Origin of the sequence: Rhodococcus sp. 15-725-2-2b (assembly GCF_002259075.1) — a bacterium.
Classification (GTDB): Bacteria; Actinomycetota; Actinomycetes; order Mycobacteriales; family Mycobacteriaceae; genus Rhodococcoides.
On the sequence record NZ_NPFL01000002.1, the window covers coordinates 280,841 to 301,751 of the forward strand.

Here is a 20,911-nt window from a genome sequence, read left to right on the forward strand (position 1 = left end):
GCGCTCTAGACGCCGAGTCTGCGGTCGAACCCGGCCGGTATCACCACATCCGACGGCGAGAGATCCTGTACCGAGGTGTGCCCGAGCCCCAGGACAGCGGAATCGACTCCGCCGCGCAGGATGTCGAGTACGTTCTCCACACCCGCCTGACCGTTCGCCGACAGGCCCCACAGATATGCCCGCCCGATCAACACCGCTCGCGCACCCAACGCCAGCGCCTTCACCACGTCACTGCCACGCCGAATCCCACCGTCGAGGGTGATCTCGACCTGATCGCCCACCGCCTCGGCAATCGCGGGCAGCGCCCGGATCGGAGCCGGGGTGCCGTCGAGATTGTTGCCGCCGTGATTGGACACCGAGATTGCCGTGCACCCGGCGTCGACAGCCCTCTTCGCATCGTCGACGCGCATCACGCCCTTGAGCATGAACGGCCCACCCCACTGCTCACGCAGCCACGCCACGTCCTCCCACGTCGGCAACGGGGTACCCATCCATTCGCCGTACGCCCCGAAGAACGTCGGAGCCGGACCACCCGTGGGCGGGGTCAGGTTGGGGGTCGTCAGATCGGGAATCTTTCCGGTCTTCGCGAACTCCCACAACCACTTCGGCCGCACGATGCCCTCCGGAGCGAACTGCACCATCGCCCTGAGGTCCATCTTCTCCGGAATCGACGGGCTACCCCAATCGCGGCCGTTGGAGAACGACCAGTCCAGGGTCATGATCAGTCCGACCGCCCCGGCTGCGCGTGCGCGCTCCATCCGTTGCAGCAGTATCTCGCGCGATCCGACCCAGTACATCTGAAAGAAGGTCTGCGGATTCGCCGCCGCTACCTCCTCGACGGACTTGCTCGCGAACGAGGACAGCCCGATCGGAATACCCCGCGCTGCAGCAGCTCTCGCGACGGCGACCTCCCCGTCGGGATGCACCGCCTGCACGCCCGTCGGCGAGATCATCACCGGGAACGACAGCGTTTGCCCCATCACCGTCGTCGACAGGTCACGCTTGTCCGACAGCCCGGCGACGTGCGGGGCGAAGCCGAGTTCACCGAACGCCGCCGTATTGTCGTCGATCGTCAGTCCGCGCTCCGAGCCTGCCACCAGAGCGGCGTACACGGACTTCGGTAGACGCTTCTTCGCACGCCGTTGCGCTTCGGCAACGGTCTCGAACCACGCACTCTTGGCCATCAGCTTTCCTGCTCCATTCCTGCGAGCGGATTCTCGTCGCAGATCTTCGCCGGCGGACGCATCATCAATGTGAGCGGCACCGACTTTCGTGGGGTCTTGCGCTGACCGGTACGGGAATGGTCGACACTGGACTTGGGGATCTCCCCCGCCGCCGCCAACGCCATTTCACCGTTCCCGATGACGCATTCGGGATCCGGGCCGTCCATCGGCAGGCCCGTGAAGAATTTCGCAGCCATACATCCGCCACGGCACGCGTCGAAGTGGGCACACTTGGTGCACGCGCCCGAGGTCTGCGGCGAGCGCAGATCCTGGAACAACTCCGATGTCTGCCAGACCGATTGGAATCCACCCATGCCGTCTTTTGCATCGCGGACGATGTTGCCGGCGAGGAAGTTCTCGTGAATGGCGAACGGGCACGCGTACACGTCGCCGATCGGATCGATCAGGCACACCACCCGCCCGGCACCACAGAGGTTGAGCCCGGGCAGAGCGTCACCGAACGCCGAGAGATGGAAGAACGAATCCCCGGTCAACACACCCTCACCGTTGGCGACGAGCCAGTTGTACAGCTCGCGCTGCTGACCGGCCGTCGGGTGCAGATCGTCCCACACATCCGCGCCCCGGCCGGATGGCCGCAACCGGGTGATCCGCAGTGTCGCAGCGTATTTGTCGGCGAGAGCTTTGAAGTCGTCGAGCTGACTCACGTTGTGTCGGGTGACGACGACGGAGATCTTCGCGTCCCGAAAGCCGGCCTCCTTCAAGTTCTCCAACGCCCGGCACGCCATGTCGAACGAACCGGGTCCGCGGACCGCATCGTTGACCTCGGCGGTTGCGCCGTCGATGGAGATCTGGACATCGACGTAATCCGACGCGGCCAACCGCGCCGCCACCTGCTGGTCGATCTTGACTCCGTTGGTGGAGAACTTCACACCCACCTGGTGCGCGGTCGCGTAGTCGACGAGCTCCCAGAAGTCCGAGCGCACCGTCGGCTCCCCACCACCGATATTGACGTAGAAGACCTGCATCTTCTGCAGCTCGTCGATGATCGACTTGCACTGTTCGGTGCTCAACTCGCGTGGATCACGGCGACCGGACGAGCTCAGGCAGTGCACACACGACAGATTGCAAGCGTAGGTCAGCTCCCAGGTCAAGCAGATGGGCGCGTCGAGTCCGAGTTCGAACTGGTCGACCAATTTGCCTACCGGAGCGGGCCTTTCGAGGGTGGAGGTCATGGGCGGAAGTCCTCTTCTACTAATGGGTCAGGCTCTACGGGCGAGTGATCATGCTCGAGTCGGCCAACGTTGCGAGGGCCTTCACGTATGGGGCCGACTGCTCTTCGGTGATCCCTGCGGCCTCGATCGCCGACCGCATGTCCGGATGATCGGGAAACGAGGTGATGATCGCCACGATCGTGCGGTTCTTCAGAAACGAGAGCTTGCGAGTTCCGAAGTGATAGAGCAGAGCCCCGAAAGACTCCGGACGCAACGCCACCTGTGGATGCAACACCCAACGCGAATCCAGATCCAGCCCGACCGCATCGAGGTCGTCGCGCACTGCAGTGGTCATGATCAGTACACGCCGCACATGCCGTCGATCGACACTTCCTCGACCAACGACTCTTCGATCAAGTCGGATTCGACGACAGCCGTACCGACCACAGCGTTCTCGTTCTTCTTCGACATCTGGAACCTCCTGCGAAATATGCTCGGTCACAATCCGATTGGTTGTGTCTCGGATCACCACGCTAGCGGCCGATCACGACTCGGAAGCGGGGTGAGAGCAGAACTGGTCGGCCGTCGCGATCAACCGTCCATATGGGTAGGTATCGTCCCGTCCGGCGTGCGGGGCCAGCATCGTCCGAGCGGCCCGACCTGGTCGGGAGTGGCCGATTCGTCGACCGATGTGTGGAACGCTCGACCTCACCGAAGGGGCGGCCACGCCGAGTGGACGTGCGACGAACAGAAATGACATCGATGACCGAACTGGATGCACTCGCACCGAGCCCCGATGGAGTCTGGGCGCACGAGAACGTGGTGGTCCGACACCTGCATGGACTCGAGTTCGACGCGGTCCGAACCGGATCGACCGTGCAGGTGTGTCATGGGCTGACGTCGGCCCAGATCGGTGAGCGCCTCGTTCCGATCGTGACCGCACAGGCACGTCATGTGGGTCTTTCGCAGCGGGAATTCGAGTTGGTGCTGGTCGGGATCGTCCGCACCACCGTCGCCGATCCCGTCGACGCCTGGGCCACCTACTATCGCAATTCGCTCGACGAACTACTATCCGGCACTGCCGATTTCGCTCCCGTCCACGATCACGCAGAAAACCTGATCGTCGGATCGGTGCTCGATATGGGATCGTGTTTCGGCTTCTTTCCGCTACGGCTGGCGATGAAAGGCCACTCGGTGACCGCGACGGACCTCTCCGCCGGCACCATGCGGTTACTCACCGTCGTGGCCCCGCATCTCGGGATCACACTCGACACCGTGGTGTGCGACGCTGCGAACGTTCCCGTCGCAGACAGCAGCGTCGACACGGTGACTGCACTGCATCTCCTCGAACACGTCGACGCGGAGACAGGATCTCGCATCGTGAGAGAGGCACTACGCATCGCGCGCACCCGTGTCGTTGTTGCAGTGCCCTTCGAGACCGAGACCACCGCCTGCCACGGACACGTTCGCACGTTCGACGAATCATCGCTGGTGGAATTGGGTCGGTCGACGGGTTCGATGTTCGAGACCTCGGAGCACCACGGCGGGTGGCTCGTGATCGACAAGACCAGGGCACGCCAGTTCACCTGAACAGGTTTCGCATCCGAGGCGTTACCCCAGCACACCTAGAACGGCGGCTCTCCGGTGTCTTCGGCGGTCGGTTCTGTTATCGACTCATGGTTGTCCGGTGGGTCGGGATAGGCGATGATGCCGGAGTTCCTCGGTTGGGTGGGGATGTGTGGTCTGAGGTCGTTTCCGAGGATGGGGACGGCGGTGCCGTTGGCGGGCAGGGTGATTCGGGTGGTCTTCGATGTCGATGTCCACAGGATCGCTCCGCCGGGGAGCATGACGGCTTTCCAGTAGCCGGCGGTCTTGACGCAGTGGTGGTACTCGCAGAGGCACTGCAGATTGTTGACGGTGGTCCAGCCGCCGCCGACGGGGTTGCTGTGGTCGAACGGGTTCACGTGGTCGAGTTGGCAGCGTGCGGCGGGGCGGTGGCAGCCGGGGAAGCGGCAGTGTTTGTCGCGGAATCGGACCGCTGCGGTGGTGAGGGCGTCGGGTCGGTAGATCAGGGCCCGGTCGGTGAGGGGGTCGCGGGGTACCGACTTTCCGAGGGTGGGGTCGGCGGCGATGGCGGCTTCGAGTGCGGCGGCAAGGGAGGCGGTGCCGAGATAGAGGCCGCCGGGTGTGCGGCCTGCTCTGTGAATGGTTCGGTTCGGCCGCAGTGTCGAGCCCAGGTCGCTGGCGGGCAGACCGAGGGCAGAGCTGTGCCGTGTGCCCCGGCCGACGGGAGTGTGGGTACAGAACAGGGCTGCGGCGGAGGCCAGCGATTGCGTGCGTCGTTGCCTGTCCGCGCCTGCCCCGGTCTCGGTGTCGGTCTCGGAAGGAGCTGGATCGGCCGCTGAATGGGCAGAGGTGTCCCCCGCGGAATCCTCCGTCTGATGATTCTCCGTTTGATCGTGCTTCGAAATCGGTGATGTCGCCGCGCCCGGTTCCGGCGGGATAACTGTTCCTGGCGTGGGGCCCGTTGTCGGTGGTGATACTGATGTCGGCGGGACCGTCCCGGGTCGCTCTGGAGCAGAGCCTGTTTCGGTTCGGTCGGGTGCAGTGCCGGACTCCGGTGAGAGCATGGGCCCAGGCGCTTGCGCTGCGTCGGAGCCACTGCCGGAATCGGGTCCCGGGTCGGATGCAGATTGAGCTGCCGACACCGGTGCAGCTGGGGTGGTTGATTCGATGTCAGGCTCACCGCGCGCAGCGGATCCGTCCGACGGATCCGCCTCCGGGGCAGTGGTCGCATCGGTGACGACGTCGACGGAAGCACCTGTGGTCGTGCAAGTCTCGGTCTCGGACTCGGGTTCCGACTCGGTCTCGGTCTCGGGTTCTGACTCGGCGTCGATCTCGGGCTCCGGGTTGCTGTCGGTGCGGCTGTGGGTCTCGGTAGCGCGTCTTCCCGACGCAGTGTTCGTCCCTGAGTCCGCGTCCGTGTCCGCTGTCGCTTCCGACCCTGGGTCCTGTTCCTGCGTCTGCTCTTTCGGAGTGCGTTCCCATTCCCCGGTTGCCGGGTTCTGCACAGCCAGTCCGAGTTTCTCGGCGAGGGTAACTGCGTCGGTGAGCAGGATCTGCCACTGACTGCTGCGCGCCAACTCCCGGGCCAGATCAGGGTCGATGGAACCGTGCCCGGCCAGATACGCCGGGTTCGCAAGCAACCCGATCAAGGTGGCGATGTCGACGGTGACCATCGTCAACGGCACCCGCCGATCGGGCAACGCCGCATCCGCCTTGGGGCAGTCATCCCGTCGGCACAGGCACGCCAGTCGGGGTTCGCCGTGCATGCGGGCCATGAACGCATCGCACAGGCGTTCCTTCTTCCCGCGCGGGTCTTTCGGGCACAAGGTGTCGGCCATCTCCTCGAGCAACTGCCACGCAGCGGCAGCTTCCGGGGCGGTCAACTCCGCCCGGATCCGGGCCAGTTCCCCGGCCGGGGTGTAGGTGACGGTGCGGAACCTCTTCGCGAACTCGCGTAGTGCTGCTGCTTCTTCCGGGGCGACCCGCAGCAGGATGTCCCAGATCTCCTTCTCGAGCGGACCCGGCGACAACCGGTGGGCTGCCTCGACGACCTCGGCTTCGACGGAGGTGACGATGTCGTCGGAGAGGTTGTCGAGGATCCGGCACACCGTCCGCACCCGTGGAAGGTCGATCTCGCCGGTCTCGAATGTTTTCCGTAACAGGGGCAGTCGGGTGTGCAAGGCGACGCCGACCGAGATATACGATTCGGCGACCGTCGCCGAGCACCCCAACGCGACGGCCATTTCGGTGCGCCCGTACCGGCTGTAATGCTTGTGTTCGGCGTCGAGGGTGATCCAGCTCCGATGAACCTCGTAACAGGCGGTGATCTTGCGGGCCGCCTGCCGATTCTCCGCACGCGCGGCAGCGGTCAACGCCTCCAGTGACACAGCTGGCAGTGCACCCATCTTTCACCCCCCGGCGAGCAGCATTTCAGAACGTGCGTTCGAACTGAAAGAAGACTAACCCGGGCCACCGACAAGTAACGAAAGCGCAGACTCGGCTGCTCGTGCTCACCACCCCGAGCAGCACAAATCAGCCGAGCTCGAACTCGGAATGTCGTGATCTGAGCCGCGGTCGTGCGGTGCCGACCACAGTGAGCAGTGCCGATACCCTGGCCTTGTGGAGCCCGACCATAGGAGATGTCTCGACGTCAGTAGGGCGTGCGGTTTCTCCAACACTTCGCCGCAACGGTCGTTGAATCGCCGCGCGATGACCCTGGAAACGTCGACGTGTGGAAGATCCTTGCCGACGAGTACCACGTCTGCCGTGCAGAACAAGAAGTCAGCTGCCCGGTGCACCGGGTACGCGAGCCGAATGCGTACATGTCGTAGATCTCTCCGTCTCGAAACCCGCGGCCATATCGTCCAGCGCAGCGTCGAAGACGTGATTCCGCACGTGCCCGACTACCTCACGGTCCGTGACGACCCGACAATCGGTCAGCATCGCAACATTCTTAGAATCATCCGGCCAAACGACCGAGAACCATTGGCCTCGTTGCACTTTCGCCAGTGAGTACGAGCCGGATCAGCGCGCGAGCCCGCTCGTGGTGTCAGGATCGATCGGATCCTGACACCACGAGCGCCATCGGCCTAGGCGGTCTCGGGTACCGACAGTCGATTCTCTGCCGCGGCGAGGGAGTCGAATCCGTCTGCCTTGAGCAGATTGTGGACGTTGCGCCGGCGAACGCCCATGTTTCCGCCGTCGTACACCGGGAAGCAGAGGACGTCTTCCATGATCGCAGCGATCGGGGTCAGGTTCGTGTACGCATCGACGCCGACGAGACGCATGGCGTCGTACACCACCTGCACGGCCGTCTCGGACGCGAATATCTTTGCTTCGTTGGCCAATTCACGGTCGCGTCCACCGGTGCGATCGAAGTGATCGGCAGCCTTCCATGCGAAGTAGCGGACCGCCTCGATCCGAGTCTTGATGTCCACCAACATGTATCCCGCGTTCTGGTACTCGATGACGGGTACCGGACCGGACCGGTGGTCGGTCTTGGCGAACTGCAGAGAGTAGTCGAATGCAGCCCTCATCCTGCCCACGCACGCGGCGGCGATGGACGAGCAGGTCCAGGAGAAGGCGGTGGCGACGATGTCCAGCCCGTCGCCCGGCTTACCGATGAGGTTGCCGACCGGCACTCGCACGTCGCGGAATTCGACTCGCGGCGAGTTGGTGGCGCGGTGTCCGATGGTGTCGATCATGTCGGTGATCTCGACCCCCGGCGTCCCCTTCTCCACGACGATGACCGCGAGCGACTCCGACGGCGGGAGCGCAGGATCGGTGCGGCACACCACGCTGATCAGGTCGGCACCCTGACCGTCCCAGCCCGAAGCATTGGTGGTGTAGTGCTTGGCACCGTTGATGACCCACTCGTCGCCTTCGCGTCGCGCGAAGGTCCGAATTCCGACGGTCGGGTCCTCCGAGTCGTAGTTGGCCCCACCGGTCACCTCGGTGTATGCGATCGCAGCCAGCCGAGGCTCGCCGTCGCAGAACAGCGGGAGCCAGCGATTCTTCTGTTCCTCGGTGCCGAAATTGATGATCGGATTCAGTCCCAATCCGGTGCCGAGCAACGCTGTCGGAGTGTTGATGTCGACCCGAGCGAGTTCCTCGGCCGCAAGGGCGAACGTCAGATTGTCGAAGTACGCGCCGCCGTATTGATCGGGAACCAGTCCCTTGACGAATCCGAGCCCGGCCAGCTGCTTGTAGACCGGCTGCAATGCGTAGAAGCGATCCTCCGGCCGGGGCAAGGGCGAAATGGCGGCTGCTACTTCGCTCAGGATCTCGTCTGCCACTTGCCGCGCCTGCATGCGCACGGCCATCTGCTCGGGGCTGAGCTCGAAACTCAGGGTCATGTGGGACTCCTCGATGTCTGTCCTGGTGGGGTGAAGAACGGAATCGGGCGACGCTGCCCTGCACACCAGTTTCATCGGGTGAGTCGTCCTGGTCTTGTACCGGACTGCGCCGTGATCGGTACCGTTCTGCACACTCGGACAGAACGTTTCGCTACCGCTGCACCAGCTGCGGCAGTTCCCTGGTCTTCATCGACGCTCGGTATTCGACCGGACTGCATCCGAAGTGCGATCGAAACGACTTGGCCAGGTGCGCCGAATCCGAGAATCCCCACGCCGCTGCGATCGTTCCGATCGACCGATCGTCGCGCGAATCGGCAAGCTCACGACGACACGCCTCGACTCGATGCTCACGTACCACGGCACCGAAAGTCGTTCCCGCCCTCTCGAACAGTGCATGGAGAGTGCGAACCGATACCCCTACGTGGCGGGCTGCCTCGGTGGCGGGAACTCGGCCGAAGGGAAGCCGGGAGTCGATGAACCGAACCGCGGACACCCGGAGTGCTTCGTCGGTCTGCAACGAGCACGCGGTGTCCCGCTCGGCCGTTGCTCCCAGCACCGCGCGGAGCAGATCGACATGGGCGGCACCGATCATCTGCCGCTCGGTGGAGTGCAGTGAGGAATCGCTCCGCCAGGTCTCGACCATCAGTGAGCCGAGCAAGCGAGCCGAGCCCGACGAGCTCGAAAAGCGCCGAGCAGTGGTCCCCGCCGACGGTGCGACGACGTCTGCCAGCAATGGCCGTGGCAGACGGAACGACAGGACCCGCCACAGTTCGTCGTTGCCCGGTTCGACGAACTCGAGGCGGTACGGGCGGGTCGAATCGACGACGGCGAATTCGCCTCGGGAGACGGTGCACTGCCGCCCGTCCTGGGTGGTCGTACAGTGCCCATCCAGTTGGAGGTTGACGAAGACGACGTCCTCGTCCGCGCGGGCGACTTCACGCTTTCCGTGGTCGATTCGCTGGGTGCAGGAGGCGATCTCCGCGGCATTGCCACCTCCGACAGCCGCAGAGCGCACCCACCCGGGCAGTCCGGACCGGGACGAACTGCGTTCGACGTGATCGCGGGATCGCCACGGTGCCAGTGGGGTGAATGCCTGACACAGGACGTCGGCCCAGTAGCTCATCTGATCGGCAGGGCCGAGTCCCCGGGTTGTCCAAAATGACGTCATGATGCACTCCGCGATAGGTTCGAGTGCACCAACGGTAGGCCCTTGGCGTAAGCCATCCGAGGCGTTTGCGTTACGAAATGCGTGCACTCTCCTCACATCGACGAGTGGTGCGCCGAGAGAATTTCTCGGATCTTCAGATGCACGTGCCTCGCCGCGACGAGGCGAGAGAGTCGAGCATCCACGCGGGGTACTCACCGGACCGCCCGAGGTCGCCGTCGGAGGGCGGGATCACGATCACACAGTTGGCGTCGGCGAGCGCACCGACAGAATGCGATCGGATGATTCTGGCCCCTTCACCGTCGACGATGCCCAGCATGACCCGGGGTACCGGTGAGGCAGAAACGGCCTCCCCCGCTACCCTGACCGTTCTGATCGTTCGCTCTGCTCGCGGGTTTCGCAGTGCCGCAACGATGATCGGCCGGACGAACAGTTCGTACGAGATCAACGCGCTGACAGGGTTTCCGGGCAGACAGACGATCGGAGTTCCCTCGACCTTTCCGCACGCCTGCGGTTTGCCCGGTTTGACTGCAACCGAGACGAATTCGACGTCCTGGTCTGCAAGCGCAAGCCGGATCACCTCCTCGGTGCCCGCGCTGATCCCACCGGTCGTGACGACGAGGTCGGCAACCGCCGCGCATCGGGCCAGTGCCGCCCGACACCCATCGACGTCGTCGGCGACGGCCGGTTCGAGGTGAACGTCGGCACCGCACCGAAGCAGATCCGCGACGATCATCGCCGAGTTCGCGTCGTAACACTCGCCGCGTGCGAGTTCGGTCCCGACCGGCCGAACCTCGGATCCTGTCGACAGCACCGCCACGATCGGAGCCGACTCGATCAGCACATGGGTGCGACCGAGCGCCGCCAGAACACCGACCTGTGCCGGCGTGACCGACGTGCCTGCCCGGACGGCGACGTCGCCGACCTCGAAGTCGGAGGCACGACTGCGGATGTTGCTCTTCGAGCCGACCGAGTGGATCGTCACCTCCTCGATACCGAATGTCTCGACGAACCCACTGGTTCCCTCGACCGGAATCACCATGTCTGCGCCGTACGGAACTGCGGCACCGGTCATGACCTGTACCGACTCACCCGGATGAAGGTGCAGCGGTGCCGGTTGTCCACCTGCGACACTGCGCGCGGAGACGAGCAGACGTACGGGCAGATGTTCCGGACCGACGACATCGGCAGCGCGAACGGCGAATCCGTCGACCGCCGAATTGTCGAAGGCCGGCAGTGCGTGGTCGGCAACGACATCCTCGGCGAGCGTTGCCCCTACCGCATTGCCGATCGGCACCGAACGCACCGACGCCGATACTCCCAGTTTTCTTATCGCGCAGCGGTGTTGGTCCACCGTTCGGAGATGGACCTGGACGCTGTCCACTGTCGTCGACATCATCCGCCGGAGATCGGAGGCAGGACCGCGATCTCGTCCCTATCGGAGCACGGTGAATCCTCGTCGCGTGCCAGCGATCGTCCATTGATCCAGATGCGCGACACCGCCAATACCTCCGCGAACGACGCACCGTATCGTTCGACCGCAGTATCGAGCACCTCTCTGACGGTCGATCCCGACATGCTGTTCGACGCCTCCCCGGCAATCTGTCGTGCCGCAGCGAACATCACCAACTCGGCCATACGATCAGCCCCCTTCGATCATCCACCGATGTAGGACATTTCGATCCGATCTCGCACCGGATCCTCGTTCGTTTCCGCTCGAAGTTCCGAGTACCGATCGTCCCGTCGCACCCACAGCGCCGTGAGGCGGGATACGAGTTCGTCCTGCGACGCCCCCGAGCGCAGCAACGCGCGCAGGTCCGTTCCGGTCGACGAGAACAGACAGGTGTACACCTTGCCGTCGGCAGACAGCCTCGCGCGCGTGCACGTTCCGCAGAACGGCTCGGACACCGACCCGATCACGCCGATCTCTCCACTGCCGTCGAGGTATCGATATCGAGTCGCCACCTCACCGTCGTACACCGCCTCGACCCGCACCAGCGGGTGGACGCGGCCGATCGTCTCCACGATCGCTTGCACGTCCATGACCTGGGACAACTCCCACCGATTCGTGGCACCGACGTCCATGTACTCGATGAAGCGCACCACGACGCCGGTCCCCTTGAACCGCTCCGCCAGAGTCAGAATCGAATCCTCGTTCACCCCGCGACGCACCACGACATTGACCTTCACCGGAGACATGCCCGCGTCCACCGCCGCGTCGATACCGTCGAGTACCGTTTGCACGGGCACCCGAGTGTCGCTCATGCGAGCGAACGTTGCCGGATCCGTCGAATCGAGGCTGACGGTCACCCGCCCCAACCCCGCGTCGACCAACTTCGCAGCATGTGCGCCGAGCAGAGAACCGTTGGTGGTCATCGCCAGATCGATACCGTCGATGGCGCTCAGTCGCTCGACGAGGGAGACAATTCCGGTTCGCAGCAGCGGTTCTCCACCGGTCAGGCGCACCTTGCGAATACCGATGTCGGCAGCAGCTCGGGCGACTCTGTCGATCTCCTCGAACGACAGCAGTTTCGCGGTCTTCAAGAATTCGTGGTCGGGACCGAATTCGGACCGCGGCATGCAATAGACGCACCGGAAGTTGCACCGGTCGGTGACGGAGATACGCAGGTCCCGAAGTGGCCGGCCCCGAACGTCTCTCGCGTCGGCCACGACATCCCTCACGAGGCGGCACCGCAGGTGAGCGGCGACCACTGCGAGGCTGCATGGTGGACGTTCTCGATCTGCACACCGGTCTCCACCCAGGATTGCGCGGCGTCCCGCTGTTCGAGCTTCCACACCGGAACGGATGCCTTGACGATGTCGATGCAGAACTGAGCCGCCAGAAACGCGGCGACGCGATGACCCGCGGACACACAGACCAGGACACTCGCTTCACCCACCGCGACGGATCCGGTCCGGTGCAGCAGGGCGATACGGCCGATGTCGGGCCAACGCTGTTGCGCCGTCTCGGCAATCTCGAACAGGCGTCCGCGCGCGACCGACTCGTAGGACTGATAGTCGATCGACACGACCCCGTCGGTCCGTTGACCTGCGGAGTCCCTCGAATACTCGCGCACAACCCCGGTGAAGGTGACAACGGCCCCGCACTGGGGCATGGTGGCCCAGGCGGTCGCCGCCTCGACCGACAACGCGTCGGAGGTGACTGCGACTCGCACCCCGCTTGCGCAGGATTCACTGTCGTTCCCGTCCAGCTGCACGACTGTATCGACGTCGCCCATGGTGCACCCCTTTCGTCGAATTCGGTTCCAGCTTGGTCCAGAGGGCTGCAGTGCATTTGACCGCCAGCGACCGTTAGTTGACCTGCAGAGACCTCGCCACGCCGTCCGGATCGGACTTTCCGGCAATGTTACGAACAGCGAATCAACCGGAAACATTGCGCGCTAACCTCGAACAAAGCTCCTGCATCGCAGTGACGACACGGTCACCAGGACCGACGACGGTGGGCTTCGACGAAAAGGGGTTCCCATGCTGTCCAGATCCGGATTCTCGATCCCGACTCGGACGACCAGCCGCAGTGACTGGTGCGACATGCTCAGCGAGCATTTCGTCGCACTGGACGTCGCGGACGTGGCCGACAGCCGATTCACCGGGGCCGTCCGGTCGATGTCGCTTGCACACCTTCAGGTTTCGAGTGTCAGATCCACCACGCAGCACATCGCGCGTACCGACTCGTTGATCGATCGGGATCGCATCGAGTACGTCCAGATCGGAATGATCAGACGCGGCTCGGCCATCGTCGTGCAGGACGGCCGCGAATGCACTCTGACGCGGGGCGACTTCGCGATCTACGACACCTCACGCCCGTTCGACTGGATCATCGACGGCCACCCCGACGACGATCAGTGGGAACTGGAGGTCTTCACCTGGCCCCGTCACATGCTTCGGCTCGACGCCCGTGAGTCCAGCGACATGACGGCGATGGCATTCGACGGATCCGCCGGATTCAGTGGGCTACTGGGCCGGTTTCTTCACGATCTGAGTTCGACGCGCTCGTCACTGGACATCACCGGAGCGCAGGCGATAGCGGACGAGGTCGGCGATCTCGTCAGCGTGATCGCCCGCAACACCACCACGAACTCGACCGTCGACTCGCCCAGCGCAGCTCTGGTTCGGTCAGCGCAGCGGTACATCGAGGACCACCTCGCAGATACCGAGCTCTCACCCACCTCGGTGGCGTCGGCGATGTTGGTCTCGACGCGACAGTTGCATCGTGTGTTCGCCTCGAGCGGCACGACGGTGGCCCGCACCATCAGAACCAAACGGCTCGAGCGCTGCCGCCGCGAGATCGTCGGCAGCATCACTCTGGACAAGTCGCTCGGGCAGATCAGCCGGAGATGGGGCTTCGCGGACCTCGCCGTCTTCAGCCGCGCCTTTCGTGAGCAGTACGGCATGAGTCCGCGGCAGTACCGCGCCAGCGTCTGTGCCCGGTCGGACGACCCGCGTGCGGTGACGCGCTCGACACGGCCGACCGACCGAGAACAGAGGTACTGACGCGACGAGCGACTCGAGTCAGTGGATCGAGTCGCTCGAATGGCCCGGCACGATCGGTGCCGAACCGTCGACGAGTGGTGCGATGTGGTTGACCGCCGTAGCGGCCTCGGCGAATCCGACCGCGATCAGCTTGACCTTGTCCTGGTGTCCGGCAACATCACCCACCGCGAATACTCGCCGACGATTGGTCCGCATCGTCCGGTCGACGGCGATATCGCGCTGGTGCTTGTCCAGACCCCACGTCCCGATGGGACCCAATGCCGCTTTGAAGCCCAGTGCGGCAACGACACTCGACACTGCGAGTCGACGGCGTTCGGTTCCGGCTCCGTCGACGATCGTCACCGATTCGACGGCGTCCGAGCCCGCGATCTCCTCGACCTCGTACGGGGTGAGTACATCGACACTCGACCGCTCCAACAGTCCCAAGCTGTGAGCATGAGCCCGAAACTCGTTGCGGCGGTGCACCAGTACCACCGACTTCGCGATCGGCTCCAAACTCAGAGCCCAGTCCACCGCCGAATCACCGCCCCCGACGATCATCACGTGTTCGCCGGCCAACTCGTTCAGTCTCGGCACGAAGTAGCGAAGCCCACGATCGTGGAACTCCGAACCCGCCGGCAGCGGTCTCGGCGTGAATTTGCCGATCCCCGCTGCCACCAGAACCGCCTTCCCGACGACGGTGACACCCTTGTCCGTCGTGATCCGGACGGCCTCCTCGGATTCTTCGAGCTCGGTCGCGACGTGTCCCATCAGATACGTCGGTTTCGCCTGCTCTGCCTGCTCCACCAAGGCGTCGACCAGATGCTGCGCTTTGATTGCCGGAAAGCCGGCGACGTCGAAGATCTTCTTCTCCGGGTACAGCGCGGCCAGCTGACCACCGGGATGCGGTAAGGCGTCGACGACGGTGACCGTCAGCCCACGAAAGCCCGCATAGTACGCACCGTAGAGGCCGGCCGGGCCCGCGCCGACGATGATCAGGTCACACTCGAAATCGGTTGCGCCACTCACTTCTTCGCCACTTCGTCGATCGCCGGGTGGTCGTGTCCGACCGGACCGAGATCCTCCGCGCCACCCGACGCATCGGCATCCTCGCAGAACTCCACTGCGATGTCGACGAACCGCTTCTGCTCGTCCGGGATCTTGTGTTCCCAGAAGATCGCGTCGTTGGGGCACGCAGGCATGCATTTGCCGCAGTCGACGCACTCGTCGGGATTGATGTACATCATCCGAGCACCCTCGTAGATGCAGTCGACGGGGCACTCCTCGGTGCATGCCTTGTCCAGCAGGTCGATGCACGGTTCGGTGACGACGTAGGCCATCTCGAAATCCTCGTTCTCGTAGTAGGGAAGGTGTTGTCAGGCGTCGAGCGGTCGCACGTCGACTAGAGTGTCCGAGAACGTCGGGGCATTCCCGAGGTCCGCGAATGCCGTCGGGTTGAGCGAGGCCGGGGTCGAGAGGGAGAGCATGTTCTTGCGCCACGCGCCCATCGCGCACACCGTCACGCCCTCCATGACCGACTTGTCCAGCTTGGCCAGGACGGTGAACTCACCGCGGTCGTTGAACACTCGAACCACATCACCGGAGGCGACACCCCGCCGCTCGGCGTCGGCTGGGTTGATCAGCAGGGTCGGCTCCTTCTGCACCTTGCGATGCATGTCGAGATTTCCGAAGCTCGAATTCAGGTAGGCGTGCGACTTGGGCGTCAGCAGGTTGAGCGGATACTTCTGCGCCAGTTCGGGGTTGGTGCGAGACGATTCGCGCGGCGCAATGTAGTGCGGAAGCGGATCCACCGGTTGGCCCGGCTGGTGATCGTTCGATCCCTGCCGGAAGAGGGGCAGAACGAAGTTGCCGCCCGCCGCTGCCGAGGACAGGAACTCGGTCTTGCCGGACGGCGTCCGGAAATTGCCCTCGGCGTGGGGTGCGTACTCGTCGGGACCGGGAAGGTTGAGCCGCTGCCACCCGAGCTGTTTGAGCGAGTCGATCGAGATGCCCTCCATGGCAGGCGCATTCCAGTCGTACGACAGGGCTATGAGTTCCTCGTCGGTTCGGGAGAACACCGGCTCGGTGAAGCCCATGGCCTTGGCCAGTCGCCGGAAGAGCTCGGTGTTGGGGACCGCTTCTCCCATCGGCTCGATCGACCGATTGTTGTAGGTGACGAACAGGTGCCCCCACGAGAAGTTGATGTCGTCCTGCTCGAGCTGTGTGGTCGCCGGCAGGATGATGTCAGCGTAATCGGCTGTGTCGGTGATGAAATGGTCACTGACGACGGTGAACAGATCCTCGCGGCTGAGCCCGTCGATCATCCGTTTCTGATCCGGGCACACCACCACCGGATTCGAGTTGTAGACCATCAGGGCCTTGAGGGGCGTGTCCAGATTCAGCCCGCCGGTCAGCGCTTCGCCGAGTTGATACAGATTGATCACCCGCGTGCCTGGCGTTTGCAGATCCGTCTGCAGGAACTCGGGCCAGTTCACCGGGAAAGCCCACAGAGGTAGCTGCAGGATTCCGCCTCCTGGCTTGCGCCAGGCACCCACCAACGACGGCAGGCAGGAAATGGCTCGGACGCTCTGCCCGCCACCGGCGCTCCGTTCGATCGCGACACCGATGCGAATCACGGCAGGCTGACTCTGCGCGTATTCCCGCGCCAGGGTGTAGATGTCCTCGACGGGGATGCCCGTCTCCTCCGATGCCCACTGCGGGGTGTACTGCTTCACCCGCTCGGCCAGCTCGTCGAAACCGATGGTGTGACGCTCGATGTAGTCCGCGTCCGTCAACCCCTCGTCGATGATGACGTGCATCATCGCCAGCGCGAGCGCGCCGTCGGTGCCCGGCCGGATCGGGATGTACCAACTCGCAGCCTTCGCGGTCCTGGTTTTGACCGGGTCGATCACGACGACCTTGGCCCCGCGCTTCTTGGCCTCGGCCACATACGGCCACAGGTGCAGGTTGGTGCTCATGATGTTCGACGCCCAGATCAGAATGAACTTCGAATGGACGAAGCTTTCCGGGTCGACTCCCGCCGTATCGCCGACCGTCATCGCGTACGCAGTGCACGACCCTGCATCGCAGTAGGTGCGCTCGGCAACCGTTGCCCCGAGACGGTTGAAGAATGCGTCGCCGACGTTGAGCCCCTGCGTGATCCCCTGGGTGCCGAGGTAGTTGCACGGCATGATCGCTTCCGGGCCGAATTCCTCGGCGATGTCGGTGAACTTCTCCGCGATGGTCGCAACGGCCTCGTCCCACGAAATTCGCTCGAAGCGACCGGAGCCTTTGGGTCCGGATCGCTTGAGCGGGTACAGGACTCGATCGGGGCTGTAGACCTTGTCCAGGTAGTTGTCCACCTTCACGCACAATCCACCGTTGGTGTACGGGTTGGTCTTGCTACCGTTGACGCTGGTCGCCACACCGTCCGCGACGGTGACCACCATCGAGCACGAATCCGGACAGTCCTGGCCGCAGGCTCCGAGAACGGTGAGCTCCGCGGGGCGGTCTGCGGGAGCGTCGTCTTGGCGTGTGCCTTCTTGAACAGTCGTCATGGGGTGCTCCTCGGCATGGATATCACTGGTATGTGTTATCCGAAGCCTGCACCGCCCAGACGCTCTCGACAGGACACCGAGCGCCGTCTACTTTGCACTCTGCGCCCGAAGGCTCTGCAGTCAGATCAAGCCTTGCTTACTCGCCGCGTACACGGCCTCGGCTCGTCTGGACACCGCGAGCTTGCGCATGATGTTGCTGACGTGGAATTTCACCGTCGTCGCCGAGATGAACAGGCGCGCTCCGATCATGTTGTTGGACAGGCCCGTCGCGAGCAGCCTGAGGACCTCGAGTTCACGCTCGGTCAGGCGCTCGATGCTGCTCGGTGTGCCGTTGAGAGAGCGAACGACAGCCGAGGCGCTCCGCGAGTCGAAGGCACTCTCGCCGCGCGAGACCGCGCGGATCGCGCGTACCAACTCGGTGGTGTCGACGTCCTTGACCACGTATCCCCGCGCACCCGCATGCACGGCCTCCACCACGAGCCGGTCGTCGAGGAAGGTCGTGAGCACCAACAGTCCGATTCCGTTGTGTGCCTTCGCCAACTGCGCACACAAGGCAAGACCCTCGTAATCCGAACTGGCCGACAGCTTGAGATCCATCAGCACGATGTCGGGCTCCACCCGCGCGACGACGGCCAGTCCCTCCTCCCGCGTCGACGCCTCCCCCACGATCGTCAGATCCGCCTCGCGTTCGAGCACCGACCGTAGCCCTTCGCGCAGGATCGCGTGATCGTCGACCAGCACGATGCGCACCGTGGGTGCAGCCACATGCCCTTGGCCGTCGCGGATCGTCGGTACGCTCACAGGGTGTCGCCCTTCTCCGATGTACTGCCGAGGGGATCGCTCCCGAGGGGGATTCGCACGGTCACTCGCACTCCTCCGGTACGGGCACGCCTGATCTCGAAGACGCCACCGTGCTCGCGGGTCCGGGCCGCCATGTTCGCCAATCCTCGATGCCTGCCGTCGACGTCGGTGGACTCGGACAGATGCAGCATCATCCGCAGATGGGCCGGATCGCCGTCCCCGTCGTCGGCGATCGACAACTGCACCTGATCGGGCGAGTAGGTCAGTCTCAGAATTGCTCGCGACGCATGGGCGTGCACCGCGGTGTTGAACAGTGCCTCGCCGGCGATGCGCAGCAGAGCGTGCTCGCATTCGCTGCTCAGCTCGACCGGAGTTCCCTCCACTCGCAACGACACCTGCAACTCGTCGGGCATGTGTACCACCGACAGTTGCTCGAGCATCTCGGGCAGGGACGTTCGATCGGCATCCTGCGGATGGTTGAGCGCATAGATCGCAGACCGCAACTGTTCGACGGCTCGACGCGTCAACTCCTTGGCCAGATCGAGCCGTTCACCGCGTTCCTCGGCCGGAATGTCGCTGCGGCACACCTCGATCTGCATACCCGCCGACAACACCGCCTGCGTCACGCTGTCGTGCAGTTCGCGGGCGATGCGATGGCGTTCGTCGTCGAGCACCTGATGTCGATGCGCGGCGCCCAGCTGCCGCTGAGTCACCTCGAGTTCGGCGTTGCGGGCCGCCAGATCCGCTGCTGTGCGGTGGGCCTGCGCGTACGCGTTCTCGGTGCGTTCTAGCAGCTGTCGACGACTCTGGAATAGAGCCGAATTCTGCAGTGCCACAGCCGTTTGACTCGCCAGAATGCTCAACACAGCCGCGTCGGTCGCGTCGAGCACCCGGTGGTCGCCGGTCCACGCCGCGAACGCGCCGACGACGCCACCGTCGAACGCGATCGGCACGAAAGCGTGATGGGCCGAGATGACCGGAGTCTGCCCGTCACCGCACGTGGACGTCCGAATCGACTCGAGGCAGTCGATGACGTCGTCCGGCAGCGGCGGACCCTCGACGTTGTCGACAAGGAACGGCGTGGCGTCCGGTCCGAGCACCAGTCGCCGGGGACCGGCATCGGGGAGTGCACCGTCGGCGAGCGCGAACACGACCCACTGTGCGCTCAGATGAGCACGAGCTGCTTCCGCGACCGCGCACACGAGCGTCTCGGGGCCGTCGACCGTCCGCACCAGCGCCCGCGAAATCAGTTCCAGCGCATAGACGACGCGTTCGAGCCGTTCGGCCGCGCCGCGATACTGGGGGTAGAACGTGTTCTTGCCCGAGCGCAGTCCCGTCAGTAGCGACAGGTCGGGTCCGGACGTCACATCGGGTCCCGACGTCACAGCGCACTCCGGAACAGTTCGACCATCTCGAGGTGCGTCGCCGAGCGCGGATTGGTGGACATGCAGGCATCGTGCAGAGCGTTGGTGGCCAACACATCGAGATCCGACTCACTGACTCCGATCTGTGCGAGGCCGGACGGGACACCGACCTGTCGCGCGAGGCGGTCGACGCGGTCTGCCACGGCCATCGCGGCCTCCTCCGGCCGGGCTCTGCCCTCGGGAAGTCCGAGGCTCGTCGCGATGGCCACGTACGGCAGCGGATCCTCGGCTGCATTGAAGCGGATGACATGAGGCAGCAGTACGCCGTTGATCACTCCGTGCGGCAGGTCGAGCAGTCCACCCACCTGATGGCTCATGGCATGCGTTGCACCGAGGATCGCGTTGGTGAAAGCCAGGCCGGCTTCGAGGCTCGCCTGGGCCATCGATCCGCGTGCAACCATGTCGGCGGGTTCGTCGATGGTGCGTGCCAGCTGCGACATCACCATGGTGATGGCCCGTAGCGCATGGTGATCGGTGAGTTGGTTGTGTCCGAGCGAGACGAAGGCCTCGATACCGTGAGTCAGGGCATCCAAACCCGTTGCTGCGTTGAGCCATTCGGGCATCGTGGTGAGCAGCCGCGGGTCGATCACGGTGATATCGGGGACCAGAGCTCTGCCGAGAATGGTGATCTTCGTCGAGCGCGCCGTATCGGTGACGATGCAGAACTGGGACACGTCGGCACCCGTACCGGACGTCGTCGGCACCATGACCAAGGGTGGGATCGGGCGCGTGGCCTGATCGACACCTTCGTAGTCGAGGATTCTGCCGCCGTTACCGGCCAGGATCGCAATGCCTTTGGCCGCATCCATCACCGATCCCCCGCCGATGGCCACCAGCACATCGCAGACCGACTCGGTGTAGACCGCATACCCGGCTTCGATCTCGACATCCTTGGGATTGGGCGTCAGCTCGCTCCACACCTGGGGAAACAGGCCCTGTGCAGTGAGCAGATCGATCAGCTGACCCGCCCACCCGCTGTCGATCAGACCGGCATCGGTGACCACGAGCGGACGCACTCCGCCCAGCCGAAGCGTCGCGTGCGCCACTTCACCCAACGAATCCTGACCGAACACGATCTCCGGGGCATGGAACTTGAGCACGCGCGGTGCCTCCGGGCGGCTGCGTCGATCATCGAGGTCGTGCAGCGCCTTGCCTAC

Annotated in this window: 20 protein-coding genes; 2 read left to right on the forward strand and 18 right to left on the reverse strand. The window is 64.3% G+C overall.

Annotated elements, in window-relative coordinates; genetic code table 11:
- Window positions 1-5: 5 nt before the first annotated feature.
- From mftD to mftA, 4 genes are read right to left on the reverse strand one after another with little or no spacing between them, the layout of a single operon-like run.
- A complete protein-coding gene (mftD, locus tag CH306_RS01225) occupies window positions 6-1,184 on the reverse strand; it encodes a pre-mycofactocin synthase MftD (RefSeq protein ID WP_094645406.1) in 1,179 nt (392 codons plus the stop codon).
- Window positions 1,184-2,416, reverse strand: a complete 1,233-nt coding sequence (gene mftC, locus CH306_RS01230) for a mycofactocin radical SAM maturase (RefSeq protein ID WP_094645407.1) — start codon at window positions 2,414-2,416, stop codon at window positions 1,184-1,186. Before mftC ends, mftD begins: the two co-directional genes overlap by 1 nt.
- Before the next feature lie 34 nt (window positions 2,417-2,450).
- Window positions 2,451-2,750: a mycofactocin biosynthesis chaperone MftB gene (gene mftB, locus CH306_RS01235; protein WP_032397573.1), complete on the reverse strand. Its 300-nt coding sequence runs from the start codon at window positions 2,748-2,750 to the stop codon at window positions 2,451-2,453.
- Between the two features lie 2 nt (window positions 2,751-2,752).
- Window positions 2,753-2,866 (reverse strand): mycofactocin precursor MftA, encoded by a 114-nt coding sequence (mftA, locus tag CH306_RS01240; RefSeq protein ID WP_082073741.1) that lies wholly within the window; start codon window positions 2,864-2,866, stop codon window positions 2,753-2,755.
- A 291-nt stretch (window positions 2,867-3,157) separates the two neighbouring features.
- On the opposite strand from mftA, the gene mftM reads away from it, so the two are divergent.
- Window positions 3,158-3,985: a mycofactocin oligosaccharide methyltransferase MftM gene (gene mftM, locus CH306_RS01245; RefSeq protein WP_094645474.1), complete on the forward strand. Its 828-nt coding sequence runs from the start codon at window positions 3,158-3,160 to the stop codon at window positions 3,983-3,985.
- Window positions 3,986-4,020: 35 nt separating this feature from the next.
- Here mftM and CH306_RS01250 read toward each other — a convergent pair whose 3' ends face one another.
- The 8 genes from CH306_RS01250 to CH306_RS01280 form a co-directional block, all read right to left on the reverse strand.
- Window positions 4,021-6,366, reverse strand: a complete 2,346-nt coding sequence (locus CH306_RS01250; protein ID WP_094645408.1) for an HNH endonuclease — start codon at window positions 6,364-6,366, stop codon at window positions 4,021-4,023.
- Between the two features lie 105 nt (window positions 6,367-6,471).
- Entirely contained in the window at window positions 6,472-6,759 is a 288-nt protein-coding gene (locus CH306_RS28745; protein WP_179272934.1) for a hypothetical protein, read from the reverse strand.
- Window positions 6,760-7,050: 291 nt separating this feature from the next.
- On the reverse strand, window positions 7,051-8,316 hold the full coding sequence (locus tag CH306_RS01255; RefSeq protein ID WP_094645475.1) for an acyl-CoA dehydrogenase family protein: 1,266 nt from the start codon (window positions 8,314-8,316) through the stop codon (window positions 7,051-7,053).
- Between the two features lie 151 nt (window positions 8,317-8,467).
- Window positions 8,468-9,484 (reverse strand): helix-turn-helix domain-containing protein, encoded by a 1,017-nt coding sequence (locus CH306_RS01260; protein ID WP_094645409.1) that lies wholly within the window; start codon window positions 9,482-9,484, stop codon window positions 8,468-8,470.
- Between the two features lie 133 nt (window positions 9,485-9,617).
- Window positions 9,618-10,880 (reverse strand): molybdopterin molybdotransferase MoeA, encoded by a 1,263-nt coding sequence (locus tag CH306_RS01265; protein WP_094645410.1) that lies wholly within the window; start codon window positions 10,878-10,880, stop codon window positions 9,618-9,620.
- Complete coding sequence (locus tag CH306_RS01270) at window positions 10,877-11,119, reverse strand: MoaD/ThiS family protein (RefSeq protein ID WP_045196011.1); 243 nt, start codon at window positions 11,117-11,119, stop codon at window positions 10,877-10,879. Before CH306_RS01270 ends, CH306_RS01265 begins: the two co-directional genes overlap by 4 nt.
- Before the next feature lie 18 nt (window positions 11,120-11,137).
- Window positions 11,138-12,277: a GTP 3',8-cyclase MoaA gene (gene moaA, locus CH306_RS01275; RefSeq protein WP_306437702.1), complete on the reverse strand. Its 1,140-nt coding sequence runs from the start codon at window positions 12,275-12,277 to the stop codon at window positions 11,138-11,140.
- Window positions 12,160-12,720, reverse strand: coding sequence for a molybdenum cofactor biosynthesis protein MoaE (locus CH306_RS01280; protein WP_179272935.1), 561 nt, complete (start codon window positions 12,718-12,720; stop codon window positions 12,160-12,162). The genes moaA and CH306_RS01280 overlap by 118 nt, the downstream gene beginning before the upstream one ends.
- A 247-nt stretch (window positions 12,721-12,967) precedes the next feature.
- Here CH306_RS01280 and CH306_RS01285 point away from each other — a divergent pair, with 247 nt between their 5' ends.
- Entirely contained in the window at window positions 12,968-13,993 is a 1,026-nt protein-coding gene (locus tag CH306_RS01285) for a helix-turn-helix domain-containing protein (RefSeq protein WP_082322636.1), read from the forward strand.
- An 18-nt stretch (window positions 13,994-14,011) separates the two neighbouring features.
- On the opposite strand, the gene CH306_RS01290 is transcribed toward CH306_RS01285, so the two are convergent.
- The 6 genes from CH306_RS01290 to CH306_RS01315 all read right to left on the reverse strand — a co-directional run bounded on the left by CH306_RS01290 (window position 14,012) and on the right by CH306_RS01315 (window position 20,899).
- Entirely contained in the window at window positions 14,012-15,001 is a 990-nt protein-coding gene (locus tag CH306_RS01290; RefSeq protein ID WP_218829650.1) for an NAD(P)/FAD-dependent oxidoreductase, read from the reverse strand.
- Entirely contained in the window at window positions 14,998-15,312 is a 315-nt protein-coding gene (gene fdxA, locus CH306_RS29330; protein WP_032397576.1) for a ferredoxin, read from the reverse strand. The genes CH306_RS01290 and fdxA overlap by 4 nt, the downstream gene beginning before the upstream one ends.
- Before the next feature lie 36 nt (window positions 15,313-15,348).
- The gene (locus CH306_RS01300) at window positions 15,349-17,529 is read right to left on the reverse strand and encodes a molybdopterin-containing oxidoreductase family protein (protein ID WP_094645414.1); all 2,181 of its coding nucleotides are present in this window, start codon (window positions 17,527-17,529) and stop codon (window positions 15,349-15,351) included.
- Window positions 17,530-17,649: 120 nt separating this feature from the next.
- Window positions 17,650-18,330 (reverse strand): MadR family response regulator transcription factor, encoded by a 681-nt coding sequence (locus tag CH306_RS01305; RefSeq protein WP_303396071.1) that lies wholly within the window; start codon window positions 18,328-18,330, stop codon window positions 17,650-17,652.
- A complete protein-coding gene (locus CH306_RS01310; RefSeq protein WP_179272936.1) occupies window positions 18,327-19,715 on the reverse strand; it encodes a MadS family sensor histidine kinase in 1,389 nt (462 codons plus the stop codon). The genes CH306_RS01305 and CH306_RS01310 overlap by 4 nt, the downstream gene beginning before the upstream one ends.
- Complete coding sequence (locus tag CH306_RS01315) at window positions 19,712-20,899, reverse strand: iron-containing alcohol dehydrogenase (RefSeq protein WP_256981006.1); 1,188 nt, start codon at window positions 20,897-20,899, stop codon at window positions 19,712-19,714. The genes CH306_RS01310 and CH306_RS01315 overlap by 4 nt, the downstream gene beginning before the upstream one ends.
- Window positions 20,900-20,911: the final 12 nt, after the last annotated feature.